Here is an 18,713-nt window from a genome sequence, read left to right on the forward strand (position 1 = left end):
GAACCACTGTCTCCACGATCAACATCCCGTTCTCGCCAACTGATCAAAACCAGTCGGCCGACTAAATCCCCGGGATGAAGGGGTCCTTTTTGCACGCCGATCACCCCACGAAGGGGGTGCCTATTGCACGCTGATCCTCAACATCGACGTCCGGAGCACCGTCAATTTCGACAATGATGCAGATTATGCGGGCTATTCGGCGTCCGGCATGATCGGGACGCGACAGGACAAATGGTATGCACAGGCAAGCTACGCCCGCAGCTTTACAGATCATTGGGACCTGCCCGACGGTTTCACGCCCATCGTCCCCGCGCTCGAGGACGGCGGCGAACGCGACTTTTCGCGGACGCGCGACTGGCGCGCCAACATCAAGCTCGGCTTCACCCCCAACAACACCGACGAATATACGATTAGTTACACCAAGCAGGCCGGCGCGAAAAACGCGCCGCTGCACGTCAGCGATCTTGTCACGACGCCGCGCTTCTGGAACTGGCCGCAGTGGGACATCGACAGCATCTACTTCCTCTCGACCACCGCGCTCGGCGACCGCGCGACGCTCAAGACACGCGCCTATTACAACCAGTTCGATTCAATGCTGCGTTCGTTCAACGACCGCACGCAGACCGCGCAAAGCCGGCCGTTCGCCTTCGACAGCCCCTATTTCGACAAGGCGTGGGGCGGCTCGACGCAGCTCGACGTTCGGATCGGCGATGCCGACACGCTGCGTCTCGCCTTCCACTACCGGCACGACAAGCATGTCGAGGCGCAGACGAGCTTCTCGACCGCCGGCGTCGGCACGACCGAACCGCCGCAGACGCAGACCGAAAGCAGCTTCTCGATCGCGCTCGAGAATGAGGTCGCGCTCACCAGCGCACTCCGCTTCACGCTCGGCGGCAGCTTCGACTGGCGCGACCTCAAGCGCGCCGAAGAATTCGGCTCGCCGCTCGGCACCTCGGGCACGCCATCGGTCATCTATCAATATCCGCGCCGCGATGCCAAGGCCTGGAACCTCCAGGGCAGGCTCGACTGGAACGCCGGCGGCGCGCTCGCGCTGCACGCCAGCCTCTCATCCCGCGCGCGTTTTCCGACGATTTTCGAACGCTTCAGCCAGAGGTTCAATACCGCCATCCCGAACCCCGCGCTCAAGGCCGAGCGCGCCACCAATGCCGAGGTCGGCGGCCGCTGGACCAGCGGCGACCTGCGGCTCGACGGCGCACTCTTCTATAGCTGGATCGACGATGCGATCTTCGGCGTGCTGACGCCTGCCTACCCCTGTACCGCATCGACCACGCCGCCGGCGACACCCACCCCGGGCTGTACGCTGCGGAACCTGACCCAGAGCCAGAATGTCGGGAGCGGCGAATATTATGGCGCCGAGGCGTCGCTGTCGGGAACGATTGCGCCGGGCCTCGACGTCGGCGCCAACTACACTTTCATCAAGCGTGACCTGACTTACGCGGCAAACCCCGGCTTCCGCCCGACGGGGGTCCCGACGCACAAGGGTCTGATCTATGCCGACTGGTCGCCGCTCGGCGGGCTGCACATCCAGCCGAGCGTCGAGATCGCCTCGAGCCGCTGGACGCTGTTCACCGCCACGCCAACCACGCAGCCGGCGCGCTATTACCGGACCGGAGATTATATCACCGCCGCGCTGCGGGTCGACTATGCGATCACCGACACAATCGAACTCGGCGTTGGCGCGCGAAACCTGTTCGACGAGGACTATAGCCTCACGGACGGATTTCCCGAACCGGGCCGCTCGCTCTATGTAACGCTCCGCGCGCGTTATTGATGCGCCGCGAAACGGAGCGGGCCGACGTAAGATAACCGTCGGTTGCTACGCCGGCCCCTCCAGTCGAATTAACGCGCCAGCAACGCAAGCGCCGCCTAGAAGGTCCCTTGTTTCAGGATCAACGAAAGCTAGTCAAAAATCTGGTTGAACAAGGAAAATCTGTCCCGTGCCTGAAGGGCGGCACCGAGCGCGCTGATTACCAAGATCGGGTTGATCATCGCGCCCCGCGGAGCGAACGGCCGCTTTTGAGGCAACGGCATTAGGGTGGGAGCGACCGCCTCAGGGTGCGAAGCGGATGATCTTTCCTCAGACGGCTCGGTCGATACCCCCCAACCTGTAGCCTGATCCGAACTTTCTGCGCTCATGAGCGAACATGAAATAGCAATATTTCAATCACTTAATTTCACGATCTTCGAATATGGCATCCAATCCACACCTAAGAAAATCGTTTATTTTCAATATCTTAGATAGGATGGTAGCGGAGGAGGGACTCGAACCCCCGACACGCGGATTATGATTCCGCTGCTCTAACCTGCTGAGCTACTCCGCCCCGAAAGGCCGCCGCTTTGGGCGAGCAGCGCCTATAGGCAGGGTCTTTGGCCGGGTCAATATCATCTGCGAAGGCCGCGGAAATTGCGGGTGAAGGCAGGCTCCCAAGGGCCGCCGCGATAATGATAGGCGGCGAGTCCGGTGACCTCCAGCGACGCCGGACGAAAGCTTTTCGAGAGATCGGCCAGCAGTTCGCGCGCCGCCGCTGGCGTCACCTTGTTCTGGACGGTGACGTGAAGCCGCGGCACGCCCTGATCCTACACTGTCAAAAGGCCGTGGAACCGGTCGGCAATGCGCGCGCGGATCGCCAGCAGGTCGGGGCTGTCGATACGAAAGGCGACCCCGCCACCCAACGAATAGATATCGCGGACCAATGCCGCAGGCCGCGGAGTATCCCGCGCGATGACCGCGATCAGCCGTTCGAGTTCATCCAGACAGGAAGGCGGAAGCTGATGAAACAACGTGATATGCGCGGCCAGATGGTTGCGTTCGGGCGGAAAATGCGCGGTGCGCAGCGCATCGAAGAAGCGCTGGTCTGCCGCGCCCATCGTTCCAGTCAGAACAACAGGCGCGGCGCCAGCAACCCGGGTGGGAAGGGGGATGGCCCGGATCACCATGCGCGAGAGGGGATGGCCGACGCGATTGCGGGAGGCATGCCGTCGTCCATGGGACGCCCTGTCTCGTTGGCTGGCGCCTTGGCCGACAGCGGCACTACGATCCAATCGATTAATTGGGTCACTATGATCGCCCTCGACGATGACCTCGAAAAATCACGGACTTAGAGCGTCGCCCAGAAGCCGTGCAGCGCCGCCGCGACGTCGGCCGGGCGCTCGGCGATCGCCCAATGCCCTGCCCCGTCGATTACCGTCAGCGGCGTTCCCGTGCGCCGGGCGAAGCGCTCGGCAACCGACAGTTCGACATAGGGATCGCCCGCGCCCCATATCAGCGCGCCATTCGCGGGCAGCCGGCCGATATCGCGCGCCCAGTCATGTTCGAAACTCAAACCCTTCGCCGATCGATACAGTTTCAGGATCGCCCGGCGCTTGTCCCGGTTCGCCCATTGCACCGCCTCTTCGTCGGCGATATCGGCGGGCATCCCCTGCTCCGCCAGCCCCTTGGCAAGCGCGGCGGGCTTGCTGAGCGCCATGAAGATCTCGCCAAGGATCGGCGTGTTCCAGATGCGCGCGACCCGGTGACCGCGATAGTCGGGATCGATCACCGCATTCGATACGGCCCAACTGCGCAGCAAGTCGGGTCGCAGCATCGCAACGCGCTGTGCGATCAATGCCCCCCAGTCGTGACCGACGATGTCGATCGGTCCATGCTGCGCGAACAGCGCGGCGACCTGATCGATCGCCCAGTCGGCATAGGCCTCTTTCGTGGCCGGAAAACCGGCGGGAAGCGGGGCGGTAAAGCCCGGTAACGCCGGAACGACAACCGGCGTGTCGCCAAGGTCCAGCGCCGCGAGCAACGGACCCCAGATGGCGGGGCTGTCCGGAACGCCGTGGAGGAACAACTTGGCAGTGGTCATCAGCTTGCTCCTCGCGGCAGGTGGATGATCCAGCTCCGGTCCGTCGGCTCGATCTTTCCTTCCCGATAGCCGCCAGCGAGCAACGCGGTCCGTTCGTCAGCGCGTACCAGGGTCATGTAATTCCATTGTCCGCCCAGATCATGATCCACCGGCACGGCGGTTCCGCTGGCGACATCGAAAATCTCGGGCGCCGTGTCGCCCGCCGCCACCAGCACGCGATTGCCGGGCAGAAGCAACAGACCGTCGGCCAGTTTGAAACGGGCGCTGGCGAGCGTTCCGGCGGACAGGAACCGGCCCTGCGCCACGTCGAAACGTTCCACCGAACGCATCTTGCCGCCATAATCGCGTTCGTCCGAGCCGCCGACAATCAGCACGTCGCCATTGTCGAGGCGCACGGCACCATGTTTATAGCGCCCCTCCGCCATTCGCCCCGTGGGCTGGAAACGGCCGGTCGATGGATCGAATATCTCGGCGCTCGCCAGCGCAACGCGCGGCTCGGCATCCGGGCGCCCGCCGCCCGCAATCAGCACGCGGCCATCGGCCAGCAGCGTTCCCGTGGCGCCGCTCCGGGCCACGCCGAGCGATCCGGTGGCGACCATTTTTCCGTTCGAAGGGTCGAAGATGTCGGCGTCGGCACGCACATCGCGGCCACCAAAGCCGCCCGCAATCAGGATGCGCCCATCCGACAGTCGCACCACCGTCGCGCCCGACCGCGGCCCGCCGAGCGCTGGCCCCGCCTGCGACTCCCCGGTCGCGGGGTCAAAGATTTCGGACGTTGCGGACACCCGTCCGTCGACCCAGCCGCCGAGCACAAGGATACGGCCATCGGGCAACAGCGCGGCGGCAGGTTGAATGCGCGCCGCGAGCAGCCGGCCCGTTCTGGCGAGCTTCATCGTGCGCGCATCGATGATATCGACCGTGGCGCTGGCAGGCCCCGCTTCGCAGCCGGCGCGGACGCACCCGCCGATGACGACAAGATAGCTGCCGGAAGTGACGAGTTGGTGCGTGGCGCGGGGCGCCGAAAGCCTGGGGCCCGCCTCGATCCGGACATCGGTTGCGGATTGTCCCGCGGCGCTGCCGCCATTGGCCATGCATGCGGTCATTGCGAAGGAAATCAACGCATATATCGACAGGTTCCGCATCACCGCTCTCCCACTCGTCGGACCGGTCGGCGCCGGCTATTCGATCTCGCCCCGTTCGCGGCGGAGCGCATACCATTTCTGCACATTCGCATTATGCTCCGACAGCGTCCGGGCAAAGATGTGACCGCCATCGCCCTTGGCGACAAAGAACAGATAGTCGTTCGCTTCGGGGTCGAGCACGGCGGCGATCGACGCCTTGCCGGGGTTCGCGATCGGTCCCTTTGGCAGGCCGATCATGCTGTAGGTGTTATAGTCGTTCACGGCGAGAATTTCGGAACGCAGGATGCGGCGACCGAGCGGCTTGCCCCTGGTGATCGGATAGATGATCGTCGGATCGGCCTGAAGCCTCATGCCCACGGCCAGTCGATTGGTATAAACGCCGGCAACGGTCCGGCGCTCGGCCGGCACGCCGGTTTCCTTCTCGACGATCGAGGCCAGCGCGATCGCTTCGTTGCGATCCTTGGCGGCGGTGCGCGGGCTGCGTTTGGCCCACAGAGCATCGAACGCCTTGGTCATCGCCGTCTGCATCCGCTTGACGACGGCGGCGCGCGTCTCTCCGGAGGTGAAGGCATAGCTGTCGGGCAGGATGCTGCCCTCCGCCGGGACAGGAATATCCCCCTTCAGGCGCGGTTCGGCCATCAGCCGTTCCCAGACCATGATCGAGGGCATGCCCTCGGGGATCATGACGATCCGCTGGATGGTCTTGCCCGACTGGAGAAGGCTGAGGACCGCACCGGCGCCCATCCCCTTGCGAACCTGATATTCGCCGGGCTTGATCGGATTGTCGCCGCCAAAGAAGCGCGCATGGTTGCGGAAACCCGACGCCGACGAGACTGCGCCCGCCTTTTCAAGAATCTCGCCTGCCTTCGCGATGCTGGTTCCCGGCGGAATGACGACGACGGTGTCGCGTGGCGCGCCGCCCGAGCACGCAGCGAGCGACAGCGCAAGGATCGCGATCGTCAGCCAGCGGAACGGGTGCACCAGATTCTCCCTATTCGGCGCTTAAGGCGACAAAGGATACGGACGTGCGCGCCGCAACTGTCTCCTTTGTCGCCTTAAGCCGAAATCCGGCGACAGGGTGATAGAGCATGGCCGGCGAGTGTAGGAAAGAGGGTTTTGACAGGCCGTGGGGAGATGGCGACCCGAACGGGTGATGCCCCTCCACCACATATGGCCCCTCCCCACCGCCCCGCGGCGAGGAGGATATGAAGGCTCAGTCTTCGACCGCCTTGACGATCAGGCTGGCGTTGGTGCCGCCGAAACCGAAGCTGTTGTTGAGCGCTGCGCGAACCTTGCGCTTTTTCGCAACGTGCGGAACCAGATCGGCGCCTTCGGTGCCTTCGTCGGGGTTGTCGAGGTTCAGCGTCGGCGGGACGACCTGGTCGCGGATCGCGAGGATGCAAAAGATCGTTTCGACCGCGCCCGCGCCGCCGAGCAGGTGGCCGATCGCCGACTTGGTCGAACTCATCGAGACATTGCCCATCGCATCGCCGAACAGGCGCTTCACGGCGCCGAGTTCGATCGTGTCCGCCATGGTCGAGGTGCCGTGGGCGTTGATATAGTCGATGTCGGCGGGGGTCATGCCCGCCTTCTTGAGCGCCGCGCTCATCGAACGGAAAGCGCCGTCCATTTCGGGGTCCGGCGCGGTGACGTGATAGGCGTCGCCCGACAGTCCATAGCCGACGACCTCGGCATAGATTTTCGCGCCGCGCGCCTTGGCATGCTCATATTCCTCGAGCACGACGACGCCAGCGCCCTCGCCCATCACGAAACCGTCGCGGTCCTTGTCATAGGGGCGACTCGCCTGTTCGGGACGGTCGTTGTAGGTCATGTTGAGCGCACGCGCCTGCGCGAAGCCGGCGATGCCGATCGGGCAGATCGTCGCCTCGGCGCCGCCCGCCAGCATGATGTCGGCATCGTCGTCGCGGATCATCCGCGCCGCATCGCCGATCGAATGCGCGCCGGTCGAACAGGCGGTGACGACGGCGTGATTCGGGCCCTTCAGGCCATATTTGATGCTGACCTGCCCCGAGATCAGGTTGATCAGGCGGCCGTGGACGAAATGCGGGCTGACGCGGCCCGGCCCCTTTTCGGCGAGCAGCAGGCTTTCGCTTTCAATGCCCGGCAGGCCGCCGATACCCGACCCGATCGAACAGCCGGCGCGGACCTTTTGCTCCTCGGTGAGTTCGGCGAGACCCGCATCCTCGAGCGCCTGTCCGGCAGCGTCGATGCCGAAGATGATGAAGGGATCGACCTGGCGCTGCACCTTGTGATCGACGCGCTTGCCGGGGTCGAAGCCATATTCATGGTCGGGGCCCTTGACCTCGCATGCGATCGTGCATTTCTGGTCCGAGGCGTCGAAATGGGTGATCGGACCAGCGCCCGATTTGCCGGCGATCAGATTGGCCCATGTGGTTTCCACATCGGCGCCCAGCGGCGTCACCAAACCCAAACCCGTCACCACAACCCGGCGCATAGACATTCCTTTCGTCGGCCCTGCCCCCGCAGGAGTCCGTATTCACCATTATCGCGATCCCAAGAAAAAAGCTTCCCGGTCACAGTGCGCAAGGCCCTGGACCGGGAAGCCGGAAACGCGCGGGCGCGCGGCGCCCATATCCGGCTATGCCGGACAGGCTACCTTAGCCCTTGTTCGCTTCGATATAGTCGATCGCATCCTTGACGGTCGCGATCTTTTCAGCCGCGTCGTCAGGGATTTCGACACCGAATTCTTCTTCGAACGCCATCACCAGTTCGACGATGTCGAGGCTGTCCGCACCCAGATCGTCGATGAAGCTTGCCTCTTCGGTGACCTTGTCGGCTTCGACGCCGAGATGCTCGACGACGATCTTTTTAACCTTTTCAGCCGAATCGCTCATGCACAATTCCTTTTTTTCTGACTATGGCGTGAATGTTGGGATTTGCCCTAGTGCGCAGCGGCAGGGCTGGCAAGAGGTCTGGCATCGGTCGGTCGGTGAACCGCCTTGTCGATCAGCGTTTCTTCGGCGCTGCTGTAGGCTGAACGCCCCCCTTTCTGGCCATCCGGTACCTGCGTGATGAAATAGGCAATGCCATCGCCCGCTTCAAGATCGAACCACAACCCCGATCGCAGGCCATAGGCATCGCCCGAATGGCCGAGCCGGAGACGGCCGTCGCCGAACAGGTCGTCGTGGCACGCGGGATCGGCGAGCGCCGAGCCGCCGGTGCTGTGCATCGCCATCCCATATTCGCAGAAGAATCCGTCCGTCCCCTCCCCGCTTGTCGGATGCACCGCCGCCATCGCCGCCAGTCGGGTCAGGCTTTCGGGCTTCAGGAACGTCTCCCCGCCGCGAAGGAACAGGATACCGATCCGCGCGAGACCGTTGGCCGAAATGCGCAGGCCGCCCTGCGGGCTGAAGCCCGCGCCATGATGCGCGAGGCGGTATCGGGTCAGGTCGCAGCCGCCGTCCGATGCGGGCACGACCGGGCAGTCGGGGCGCCGGCCACCCAGATCGTCGCGCTGGACCGCGCCGTCGGCGCCGTACAGCACGACCGCCCGTGCCACCGCGGCGTCGCCGCACGTCGGCCAGTTGAAACAGGCGTCGAGGCCGAGCGGCTGGAAGACAAGGCGTTGCATCGCCCGATCGAAGCGTTCCCCGGTTGCGCCCTCGATCACCGCCGCGACGACCGGATAGTTCATATTGGCATATGCGAAGGCGCCGCCGGGCGGGCGGGCGCCGTCCCACGCTGCCGGTTTGGCCAGTTCGGCCTCAAGGTCGGCGTCCAGCGGCAGCGCATAATCGACGTCGTCGGTCAGCCCGGCGCGGTGGCCGAGCAAATGTGCGAGCGTGATCGGGCGATCCGGAAAGGCCGGATGTCGCAGGCGCCAGCCGAGATAGTCGGACACGTCGCGGTCGAGGTCGAGCTTTCCCGCCTCGACGAGCCGCATCACGCCGAGCGCGACGATCATTTTGGAAGCCGACGCGACGCGCACCGGATCGTCGGGGGTCACCGCGCGGCCGCTAGTCCGATCGGCCAGGCCCTCGACCACGCGCGCCTCGACCTGTCCCTGACGGTCGAAATGCACCGCCACGGCGGCAGGCGGCGGCGCAATCGACGCGGCGATCAGAAAGGCAAGGCCGGTTGGCATCCGGCCAGCTTCGCCGCCGCCCTGCCCGCCGTCAAGGGGCGGATCGGCGTCCCGTGGCGGGCGCGACGACGCCCGAGTCGCGAAGCGCGGCGGCCGATCGCTGGATCACGATCGGCGTGATGATGAACTGCTGGAGCACTTTTTCCGCCGGCGCGCTCGCCGGCTGCTTCGTATAGGCAAGAAGGTCGCGCCACAGGGCGCGGGCGGCGGGCAATTTACCCTGCCGCGCGAGCACGATGGCCCGCACCATCAGGAATTGCGGTTCGCGAGCGCTCGACGAGGGCACCTGGTCGAGAATTCCCATCGCGGCGTCCTGATCACCGCCCTCGGAGCGGAGAAAAGCCAGGGTTACCGCAGGGACGCCGGGATAGGAGGCATCGAGGTCGAGCGAGCGCTGCAGCAGGGCGGTTCCCTCTTCGGGCTGATGGCACGCCAGCTTGAACAGTCCCAGAAATCCCGCAAGATCGGCATCATAGGGGTTGAGACGGGCCGCCGTGTCGCCCATCGCGACGCCGCCCGCGCAATTGCCCGCATAGACGTTGGCACGCGCCATCGCGAACTGCCCGGCCGACGTCCCCGCGCCATTTTCATACGCCCGTTCGGCCAGCGCGCGGGCTTCGGCAAACGCGGCGGCGCCCGCCGGCGTACCACGCAGCGGTTGCCAGTCGCCGAAGCGCAGCAGCGACAGCGCATTCAGCGCCACCGGGTCGTGCGGGCTGCGATCGAGCGTGGCGCGCAGGCAGGCCTCGATCTGACGGGCATTCGTCCCCGTGCGCATCTGGCGCATGCGATTGAACTGCGCGAGGCAGGCAAACCCCGGCGCAAAATTGTCGGGCTGGCGCTGCACCTGATCGCGTACGATGACCCCATAGTCGCCGGCGATCTGCGCGATCGCGGTATCCACCGCCTCGAACCCCGGCATATCATTGCCTTCGACGTGGAATTGCTGCGACCAGATCGTCCGCTGATCGGCAACGCGATTGAGCACCAGCGTGACCTCGGCGACTTGACCTTCCAGCTGGCGCACGATCGACACGTCGAGTCGATAGTCGGCGCGATCGGCGGCGGGCGTATTCGCCGGAGCGCGGGCGCTGCGCAGGTCGACCAGATCGAAGCGGCGCAGTCCATCGCGCAGTCGGCCCTCCAGCCCGCGAGCCAGCGCTCGTGACGGCGGCGTGTCGCCGGAGAGCGGCGCACTGATTTCCAGCAGCGGGATATCCACCGGCGCCTTGTCGAACAAGCGGTCCCATTCGCTCGCCAACCACCAGCCGCCCGCGACGAAGAGAACCGCCAGGGCAGCCAGCGCCGTCCACAGTCCGTACCGCACCCGCTGTTCCGGAGCCCCGGGCTGGCGCAATGACGTCATGTCTCCGGCGACCGCCGACCCCATGAATTTCGGATCGACTTCCTCGGCGCCGTCCGGCGCCGATCGCGCCGGCGGCGATGTCCGGTGCTGCACGACGATCTCGTAACTGCCCTGCGGCACCCGGAGCCGGTGAACCCACGGCGTCTCGGCATAATAGCGGTCGAGCAAGGTACGCAGCCGGCCGACCATGACTCGTGGATAGCTGTCGACCGCGGGATCGAAATCGGCGTTGCGTCCCAGCGCCTCGGTCGCGATCGCGTAAGCCTTGGGCGCGCTGCGCCCGCCACGCATCCGATGTTCGACCAGAAACTGCAGCAGACGCGACAATACGGGCGAACGTGTGAACAGCGGCGACGCCAGAAGCCGCTGGAACTCTTCCGCTATAATCCGGTCGGTTTCGCCGGTCTCCGGTGTGTCGTTCGCTTTAACGCGGTCCATGCAACCCTCTAATGCCCTCTGGCGTGGCGGGGCGGTAGATACGCCAATCGGAAGACACGGCCAGCAGGTTTACCGCCATGTAACGGTAACAGCAGGCGGCAGCCTTATAACAAAATCGAATCCTCGCGCCAAATATGGCGAAAATCGGGGCCAAATGGTTAAGAAACCCTTTCCGTTCGGCTACATGCCGCGACGTGACCCCATGTAACTGTCCTCTTCCCGAACAGCGTGGGAAAGTCCCATCGTCGCGATGCGCCCTGTGCCATCGTGGTCTGGGCTGGGCATCCGCCTGGGTTGGACGAATGAGGTCGACAGACCGAAGGGTGCGAGCTGGTCCCTGGCGCCGTTCGAATATTCTGTCATCCTCATAAACAGTGACTTCGCCGGGCAGGATCGTAGCCCCACCTACATCCTGCCCGGCAAGTCCGCCCTTCATCCTTCAAGCCCCCGAATCCGGTTCGCCGCATAACCCGGTTCGACATGAGGATAGCCGCGACTCCGCCGGCTGCTCCCCGGGCACGATCCTACACCCCAACACAAAGGGGCGCCGGCTCGCACCGACGCCCCTTTTCGTTTTCGGCTGTTCGAGCCTCAGCTCTTGGTCGCCGCCGCGCCATCCTTGCAGGGGCCGGTATGGGTGCTGGTCATCTGCAGCACCATTTCCATTTCGCCCTGACCGGCGGGTGATTTGCCCTTGGTCGTGATCGTGACGTCGGTCTTCTTGGCTTCCATCGTCCCGGCCATGGCCATTTCGACGGTCTGGCCGTTCGCCTTGCAGGTGCCCGCGACATCGATCTTGCCGCCGCTGACATCCTTCTTTGTCCAGGTGCATTCGCTGCCATTGCCCGGACCTTTGGCGAGTTCGGCCGCGATATCTTCCTTGTCGACCTGTTCCTGCGTGAAGCACTGATCCAGGCCGCTGGCGCCTTCCAGCATCTTGCCCATGCCTTCTTTCATTTCAGGCGCCATACCGGGCATCTCGAACTTCACCAGCTTGACGTCGGTCTTCCAGTTGCCGGCTTCGCGCTTGACGGTGCCACCGGCATTTTCGCTCTTGCTGCAGCCCGCCGTCGCCAATGCGACGCCAAGAGCGGCGAATGTAATAAGCTTCTTCATATCCATCCCCTTGTGACTCATTGCGATTGTGGACCCGCCCCATCGATACCATATTGGTGGTAATGGCAATCCAGATTCGCACATCACTCGACGAAATCGATACCGCCGAAGGCTATGTCCCGCACCGTCCGGCGCGGCCGGACAAGGTCGAAGGCGGCAAACGATTTGAACTGGTTAGCGACTATGAACCCGCCGGCGACCAGCCGACCGCGATTCGCGAACTGGTATCGACCGCGCAAACCGGCGAGCGCGATCAGGTGCTGCTGGGCGTCACCGGGTCGGGCAAGACGTTCACGATGGCGAAGGTCATCGACGAGCTGCAGCGGCCCGCGCTGATCCTCGCGCCGAACAAGATTCTCGCCGCGCAGCTCTATGGCGAGTTCAAGAGCTTTTTCCCGAACAACGCGGTCGAATATTTCGTCAGCTATTACGACTATTACCAGCCCGAGGCCTATGTGCCGCGGTCGGACACCTACATCGAAAAGGAGTCGAGCGTAAACGAGGCGATCGACCGCATGCGCCATTCGGCGACACGCGCGCTGCTCGAACGTGATGACGTGATCATCGTCGCATCGGTGTCCTGCCTTTACGGTATCGGATCGGTCGAAACCTATTCGGCGATGATCTTCGACCTCAAGAAGGGGCAGACCGTCGATAACCGCGAGATCATCCGCAAGCTCGTCGCGCTCCAGTACAAGCGCAACGATCAGGCCTTTGCCCGCGGCAATTTTCGCGTGCGCGGCGACAGCCTGGAGATTTTTCCATCGCACTATGAAGATATGGCGTGGCGCGTCAGCTTCTTCGGCGACGAGATAGAGGAGATCACCGAGTTCGATCCGCTGACGGGCAAGAAGATCGCCAGCCTCAACTCGGTGCGTATTTATGCAAACAGCCACTATGTGACGCCGGGGCCGACGCTCAAGCAGGCGAGCGAGGCGATCAAGCACGAGCTCGCCGAGCGACTGAAGGAGCTCGAAGCCGAAGGTCGGCTGCTGGAAGCGCAGCGTCTGGAACAGCGGACCAATTTCGACCTCGAAATGATCGCTGCGACTGGATCGTGCGCCGGGATCGAGAATTACAGCCGTTTCCTGACCGGCCGCCTGCCCGGCGAGCCGCCGCCGACCCTGTTCGAATATCTGCCCGACAACGCCCTGCTCTTCGTCGACGAAAGCCACCAGACGATCCCGCAGATCGGCGCGATGTCGAAGGGCGACCACCGCCGCAAGATCACGCTTGCCGAATATGGCTTCCGCCTGCCGAGCTGCATCGACAATCGGCCGCTGCGCTTTGCCGAATGGGACATGATGCGGCCGCAGACGGTCAGCGTCTCGGCGACCCCCGGTACGTGGGAGATGGACCGCACGCAGGGCGTGTTTGCCGAACAGGTAATCCGCCCCACCGGGCTGATCGACCCGCCGGTCATCATCCGGCCGGTCGAGGAACAGGTCGACGATCTGATCATGGAGGCGAAGGCAACCGCGGCCAACGGCTATCGCACGCTTGTCACGACGCTGACCAAGCGCATGGCGGAAGATCTGACCGAATTCCTCCATGAGGCCGGGCTCAAGGTTCGCTACATGCACAGCGACGTCGAAACGCTCGAGCGTATCGAGATCATCCGCGATCTTCGCCTGGGCGTGTTCGACGTGCTCGTCGGCATCAACCTGCTCCGCGAAGGGCTCGATATTCCGGAATGCGGTCTCGTTGCGATCCTCGATGCCGACAAGGAAGGATTTCTGCGCAGCGAAACCAGCCTCGTCCAGACGATCGGCCGCGCCGCCCGCAACGTCGATGGCCGCGTCATCCTCTACGCCGATCGCATCACCGGCAGCATGGAACGCGCGATGCGTGAGACCGACCGACGCCGCGAAAAGCAGACCGAGTATAATGTCGAACACGGCATCACGCCGACGACGATCAAGCGCAACATCGGCGACATCATCGCGCATGTCGCATCGAAAGACGGCGTCACGATCGACATCGGCGAAGACAAGCCCGCACACATGGTCGGCCACAATCTGCGCGCCTATATCCAGGATCTTGAAAAGAAGATGCGCGACGCCGCCGCCGACCTGGAGTTCGAAGAGGCCGGCCGCCTGCGCGACGAGATCCGTCGACTGGAGGCCGACGAACTCGGCCTGCCTGCCGACGAACAGGTCGCGCCCCGCGTCGGTCGCTCGAACGAGGGCAAGCCCGGCACGCGGAAGGGACGGTTCGGGAAGCAGAGCAAGACGCGCTGGGGGCGGTGACGCGGGGCGATGAAGCACGCCAGCGCGCGTAGCGATGCCGCTTGCTGCGGGCGTTTGATAGTGCCAGTGTCGGAGCAAGGGGGAGTGATATGCCCTTTCGTTCGGCCTGGATATATGTGCTGGCGCTGCTCGCGCTGACGTTCGCCGCCTTCTGGCCCGGATATTTCACGAAGCTGCAGACTCACAGCATGGCGCACCATGCTCATGCCGCCAGCTCGGTCCTGTGGATCGTCCTCGCAATCGGGCAGAGCTGGACAGCCCACCACAATCGGCTCGCGCTCCACCGCAAGGCCGGGCTGGCAATCTTCCTGCTCTTCCCGTTCTTCCTGGTCGCGGGGATGTGGGTGATCCATGTCGAGGCCGCGACCCTGGCCGGTGATTTCACGACTGTTGAAGGCAAGCAGATCGCGCAGTTCGGTTTTTTCGATCCGCTCGCCAATGTCGCCTTCGCCTTGCTCTTCTGGTTGGGTCTGAAGCACCGCCACGAGGTCCAGCTGCACGCTCGCTATATGCTTGCAACCCTGCTGTTCGTGATTTCTCCGATCGGATTCCGGTTGCTTGCCATACTCATCCCTTTTTTTCGGCCGGACGAGAATTTTTCCTACGCCATGGCTGGCGGAAATCTGATCGCGCTGGTGATCGCGCTTTATCTGTATCGCCAGACGCCGAGGCATGGCAGGCCATTTCTGATCGCTGCCGGGTTCATTGCGGCGCAGGCCATCAGCTTCGAGACGCTGGGACGCATTCCGGACTGGGCGCCAATCTTCGCGGCCCTTTCCCGTGTCGATCTTCCCTTGCTGCTCTTCCTGACGGCCGTCCTTGGCGCAGGGATAGCCTGGCACGGATGGATTGCCGGCGCTCGCCCTCGACCTCCAAAGGTAGCGTTGGCGGCCTGATAATCGCATCGTCCGACGAACCACCCGGGCGCCTTCGACCAATGCGCCACCGTAACCGACCAGCACCCTTGCCCCCTTTTCGCACGGGGCGTAGCGTCCGGCGCTTCAACCGGGGAGAAATACCAATGAAATCGGGTCTGTCGTTGATCGCGCTGGCGCTTGCCGTCGCCGCACCTGCCGCCCTTCACGCGCAGGAGGCACCCGCCGACAAGACGAAGGCGGAGAAGGCCGAGGACGTCACGCCGCAGGTCCACACGACGAAGCTGTCGGGAACCTTCGGCGGGCAAAAGATCAACTATGCCGCGACGATCGGCGAGACGATCATCAAGAACAACGACGGTGTCCCCGAAGTCGCGGTGGTCACGACCGCCTATGTCAAGGAACCCCGCGACCCGAACCGGCCGATTACCTTCCTGTTCAACGGCGGGCCCGGATCGGGCACCGTATGGCTGATGATGGGAGCGTTCGGGCCGAAGCGCGTCGCAATTCCCGGCAATGGCACCGACGATGGCGCCCCGCCCTATCCGATCGTCGACAATCCCGACGCATTGCTCGACGTCACCGACATCGTCTTCATCGACCCCCCGGGCGCGGGCTTTTCACACCTGATCGGCAAGGCCGACCCCAAGGATTATTACGGGGTGACGCAGGATGCGAAACTGGTCGCCGAGGTGATCCGCCTCTGGCTGAATGACAATGGTCGCTGGAACAGCCCGAAATTCCTGGGCGGCGAAAGCTATGGCACCACCCGGTCCGCCGCGGTCGCCAACCAGTTGATGAACGAGACGTACAATGATGTCGGGTTGAACGGCATCATCCTGATCTCGACCGTCCTCGATTTCGCCGCCGGCGCCGACACGCCGGGCAACGAACTCAGCTACATCACCAACCTGCCTTCGATGGCAACGACAGCGCTCTATCATGGCAAGGCCAGCGCGACGTCGGTCGAAGCCTTTGCCGAAGAGGCACGGCAATGGGCCATCGGTCCCTATGCCGCCGCGCTGCTGAAGGGCCAGAAATTGCAGGGCGAAGAGCGCGCGCAGATACGCCGCGACCTTTCGCGCTTCACCGGCCTTTCCGAAACCTATCTCGAAAATGCCGACCTGCGCGTCACCCCCGGCCGCTTCTACAAGGAACTGCTTCGCGATCGCGGCCTGACCGTCGGACGGCTCGACAGCCGCTATACCGGCAAGGATTATGACAATGCGGGCGAGGAACCCGATAATGATCCCAGCTTCTACGGCATCGATGCGAGCTATACCGCCGCGATCAACAGCTGGAGCCGCGACACGCTGGGGTTCAAGACGACCCGGGAATATCAGTCGATCAGCGGGATCGGCGGCCTGTGGGACTGGCGCATCGGCGGACGCGACACCAACGCCTATATGAACGTCGCGCCCTATATCGGGCAGGCCCTACGCGAGAACAGCGGCCTTAGGATATTCGTCGGTCAGGGCTATTACGACTTTGCGACACCCTTTTTCGCCGCCGAATATTCGTTGTCGCGCACCGGCATCCCGCAGGACCGGATCGAGTATAAATATTATGGCGCCGGTCACATGATGTATATCCGCGACGAGGATCGGCACAAATTGTCCGCCGACATCCGCGCCTTCATCCGCGCGCGCTAAAAATTGGGGGCGCCAAGGGGCGCCCCTTTTCCGTCAGCGCAGGACGCCTTTCGCCTTCATGGCGCGGGCATAGAAGAGCAGCGCCAGCAGAACGACCCAGATGACGATGTTCATATAGAGCGGCGCATCGCCCAGCACTTTTCTGAACGCATCGCCGTTCTGGACGAGCTGGTACCAGGTCATGCCAGCCAGCCCGAGCGCGGAGAGCAGAAATGCGCTGACCGCATGGCGCGAGCGGAACAGCAGCAACAGCGAGCCGAGGAAAGATCCAAAGCCGCCGATCGCCCAGCAGATGTTCGACCAGCCCGGCCCGCCAAGGATAAGCGCTCGCTGTGCCTCGTTATACTGCGAGAGCCACGCCGCATTCTGCAGATTGGTCATCGTGAAATCGACAACGGGAAATGCGTTCCATAACAGCGACAATCCCCCGACCACCCACAGATGCCAGGGCGTTTTGACGGCTACGTCCATGTTCGTCTCCCCCTCCAGAAAGAGGGCGGAGATTATCATCATTCCCGATTGCCCGCAATCAGTGACATATCGACACAACACACCAAGGCGAACGCTTGGCAAATCGGCTCCAACCGCCGATAGGGCCTCCATGTGCGTCGTCGCCCTCGCCCACCGCGCCCACCCCGACTGGCCGCTGATCCTGATCGGCAACCGCGACGAATTTCACGCGCGGCCCGCGGCGGCGATCGCCGAATGGGATGACGACAGCGGCATCGTGGCCGGGCGTGACCTGCAGGCGGGTGGAACATGGCTCGGCGTCCATCGGCCAAGCGGTCGCGTCGTCGTCGTGACCAATGTCCGCGGTGCGATGCCCGATCCGTCGAAGGAATCGCGCGGGGCGCTGGTGAGCGACATGCTGCGCGGCGAAGGGCGCTTTGCTTGCCCCGCCGCGGAGGATCTTCCGCGCTTCAATGCGTTCAACGTGTTTGCGGTGGACAGCGCCGCGGCGCGGCTGCTGACCAACCGTCCGGTTCCGCTGATCATGCCGTTGGAGTCCGGCATCCATGCGCTCGCCAACGAACCTGTCGACAGCCCCTGTCCGCGCGCCGAGCGACTGCGCAGCGCCCTGGCGGAGGTGGTCGAAACCGGCGCCGATCCCGAAGCCCTGCTCGATACGCTGATGGAAGAGGACGATCCGGCGCTTTTCCTGCGCGGAGACGTTTACGGCACCCGGGCTTCGACGCTGGTTACGGTCGCCGCCGACGGCGAGGTGCGGATGACCGAGCGCCGATATGAAGCGGGCGGCCGTCCCACCGGAACGACCGCCCTGAATTTCCGCATCGGCTGAAAGCCGAAACCGCTATTTCGGCGCGATGACCATCAGCATCTGGCGGCCTTCGGTGCGCGGATGTGCTTCGACCTTCGCGATCTCCGAGGTCAGTTCGGCGACGCGCTGAAGCACGTTGAGGCCGAGCTGCGTGTGGCTCATTTCGCGGCCGCGAAAGCGCATGGTCATCTTGACCTTGTCGCCTTCGCCAAGGAAGTCGAACACCTTGCGCATCTTCACGTCGAAATCATGATCGTCGATGTTCGGACGCATCTTGATCTCTTTGATTTCCTGCGTCTTCTGGCTCTTGCGAGCGAGGTTCGCCTTTTTCTGGGCTTCGTATTTGAACTTGCCCACGTCCAGGAACTTGCAAACCGGCGGATCGGCGTTGGGAGAGACTTCGACCAGATCCAGCCCGACGGATGCGGCCTGCTCGATCGCTTCGGCCGTCAGCATTACGCCCAGATTTTCGCCTTCCTCGTCGATCACGCGGACTTTGGGGGAGGCGATGAATTCATTGTATCGCGGGCCGTTTTTGGGCGGCAGCGGCGCCATCGGGCGACGGGTCATGGGCGGTGGTATAGCTGTATCTCCTGGT

At 63.7% G+C, this 18,713-nt stretch carries 17 protein-coding genes and 1 tRNA gene; 5 read left to right on the forward strand and 13 right to left on the reverse strand.

The features are described from left to right. Window positions 1-208: 208 nt before the first annotated feature. Window positions 209-1,792 (forward strand): TonB-dependent receptor, encoded by a 1,584-nt coding sequence (locus tag JNM03_RS09785; RefSeq protein ID WP_294036267.1) that lies wholly within the window; start codon window positions 209-211, stop codon window positions 1,790-1,792. 473 nt (window positions 1,793-2,265) lie between these two features. Here JNM03_RS09785 and JNM03_RS09790 read toward each other — a convergent pair. The 11 genes from JNM03_RS09790 to JNM03_RS09835 form a co-directional block, all read right to left on the reverse strand. Next, window positions 2,266-2,342: transfer RNA gene (locus JNM03_RS09790), tRNA-Met, on the reverse strand. Window positions 2,343-2,403: 61 nt separating this feature from the next. Beyond that, window positions 2,404-2,589, reverse strand: coding sequence for a hypothetical protein (locus JNM03_RS18950; RefSeq protein ID WP_367235743.1), 186 nt, complete (start codon window positions 2,587-2,589; stop codon window positions 2,404-2,406). Window positions 2,590-2,598: 9 nt separating this feature from the next. Then, the gene (locus JNM03_RS18955) at window positions 2,599-2,889 is read right to left on the reverse strand and encodes a 2'-5' RNA ligase family protein (RefSeq protein ID WP_367235744.1); all 291 of its coding nucleotides are present in this window, start codon (window positions 2,887-2,889) and stop codon (window positions 2,599-2,601) included. A gap of 230 nt (window positions 2,890-3,119) precedes the next feature. After that, on the reverse strand, window positions 3,120-3,872 hold the full coding sequence (locus tag JNM03_RS09800; protein ID WP_294036268.1) for an alpha/beta hydrolase: 753 nt from the start codon (window positions 3,870-3,872) through the stop codon (window positions 3,120-3,122). Then, window positions 3,872-4,963 (reverse strand): hypothetical protein, encoded by a 1,092-nt coding sequence (locus tag JNM03_RS09805; protein WP_294036269.1) that lies wholly within the window; start codon window positions 4,961-4,963, stop codon window positions 3,872-3,874. The genes JNM03_RS09800 and JNM03_RS09805 overlap by 1 nt, the downstream gene beginning before the upstream one ends. An 87-nt stretch (window positions 4,964-5,050) precedes the next feature. After that, entirely contained in the window at window positions 5,051-5,995 is a 945-nt protein-coding gene (mltG, locus tag JNM03_RS09810; RefSeq protein ID WP_294036270.1) for an endolytic transglycosylase MltG, read from the reverse strand. A 232-nt stretch (window positions 5,996-6,227) separates the two neighbouring features. Then, a complete protein-coding gene (gene fabF / locus JNM03_RS09815) occupies window positions 6,228-7,490 on the reverse strand; it encodes a beta-ketoacyl-ACP synthase II (protein WP_294036271.1) in 1,263 nt (420 codons plus the stop codon). A 163-nt stretch (window positions 7,491-7,653) separates the two neighbouring features. Next, window positions 7,654-7,890: an acyl carrier protein gene (locus JNM03_RS09820; protein ID WP_003039428.1), complete on the reverse strand. Its 237-nt coding sequence runs from the start codon at window positions 7,888-7,890 to the stop codon at window positions 7,654-7,656. A 47-nt stretch (window positions 7,891-7,937) separates the two neighbouring features. Then, a complete protein-coding gene (locus JNM03_RS09825) occupies window positions 7,938-9,140 on the reverse strand; it encodes a serine hydrolase (protein ID WP_294036272.1) in 1,203 nt (400 codons plus the stop codon). 31 nt (window positions 9,141-9,171) lie between these two features. Next, complete coding sequence (locus JNM03_RS09830; protein WP_294036273.1) at window positions 9,172-10,944, reverse strand: tetratricopeptide repeat protein; 1,773 nt, start codon at window positions 10,942-10,944, stop codon at window positions 9,172-9,174. Between the two features lie 591 nt (window positions 10,945-11,535). Further along, a complete protein-coding gene (locus tag JNM03_RS09835; RefSeq protein ID WP_294036274.1) occupies window positions 11,536-12,060 on the reverse strand; it encodes a DUF3617 domain-containing protein in 525 nt (174 codons plus the stop codon). A gap of 62 nt (window positions 12,061-12,122) precedes the next feature. Between JNM03_RS09835 and uvrB the strand changes: the two genes are divergently transcribed. The 3 genes from uvrB (at window position 12,123) to JNM03_RS09850 (ending at window position 16,836) form a co-directional block, all read left to right on the forward strand. Further along, window positions 12,123-14,309, forward strand: coding sequence for an excinuclease ABC subunit UvrB (gene uvrB, locus JNM03_RS09840; RefSeq protein ID WP_294036275.1), 2,187 nt, complete (start codon window positions 12,123-12,125; stop codon window positions 14,307-14,309). A gap of 89 nt (window positions 14,310-14,398) precedes the next feature. Further along, a complete protein-coding gene (locus JNM03_RS09845) occupies window positions 14,399-15,205 on the forward strand; it encodes a hypothetical protein (protein ID WP_294036276.1) in 807 nt (268 codons plus the stop codon). A gap of 125 nt (window positions 15,206-15,330) precedes the next feature. Then, window positions 15,331-16,836 carry a peptidase S10 gene (locus tag JNM03_RS09850; protein WP_294036277.1) on the forward strand — a complete coding sequence of 502 codons (1,506 nt, stop codon included), beginning with the start codon at window positions 15,331-15,333 and terminating at the stop codon, window positions 16,834-16,836. A gap of 33 nt (window positions 16,837-16,869) precedes the next feature. On the opposite strand, the gene JNM03_RS09855 is transcribed toward JNM03_RS09850, so the two are convergent. After that, window positions 16,870-17,307 (reverse strand): hypothetical protein, encoded by a 438-nt coding sequence (locus JNM03_RS09855; protein WP_294036278.1) that lies wholly within the window; start codon window positions 17,305-17,307, stop codon window positions 16,870-16,872. A 130-nt stretch (window positions 17,308-17,437) separates the two neighbouring features. Between JNM03_RS09855 and JNM03_RS09860 the strand changes: the two genes are divergently transcribed. After that, on the forward strand, window positions 17,438-18,136 hold the full coding sequence (locus JNM03_RS09860) for an NRDE family protein (protein WP_294036279.1): 699 nt from the start codon (window positions 17,438-17,440) through the stop codon (window positions 18,134-18,136). Window positions 18,137-18,148: 12 nt separating this feature from the next. On the opposite strand, the gene infC is transcribed toward JNM03_RS09860, so the two are convergent. Beyond that, on the reverse strand, window positions 18,149-18,685 hold the full coding sequence (gene infC / locus JNM03_RS09865) for a translation initiation factor IF-3 (RefSeq protein ID WP_294036280.1): 537 nt from the start codon (window positions 18,683-18,685) through the stop codon (window positions 18,149-18,151). Between the last annotated feature and the right edge of the window lie 28 nt (window positions 18,686-18,713).

This window comes from Sphingopyxis sp. (genome assembly GCF_016793825.1).
Taxonomy (GTDB): Bacteria; Pseudomonadota; Alphaproteobacteria; order Sphingomonadales; family Sphingomonadaceae; genus Sphingopyxis.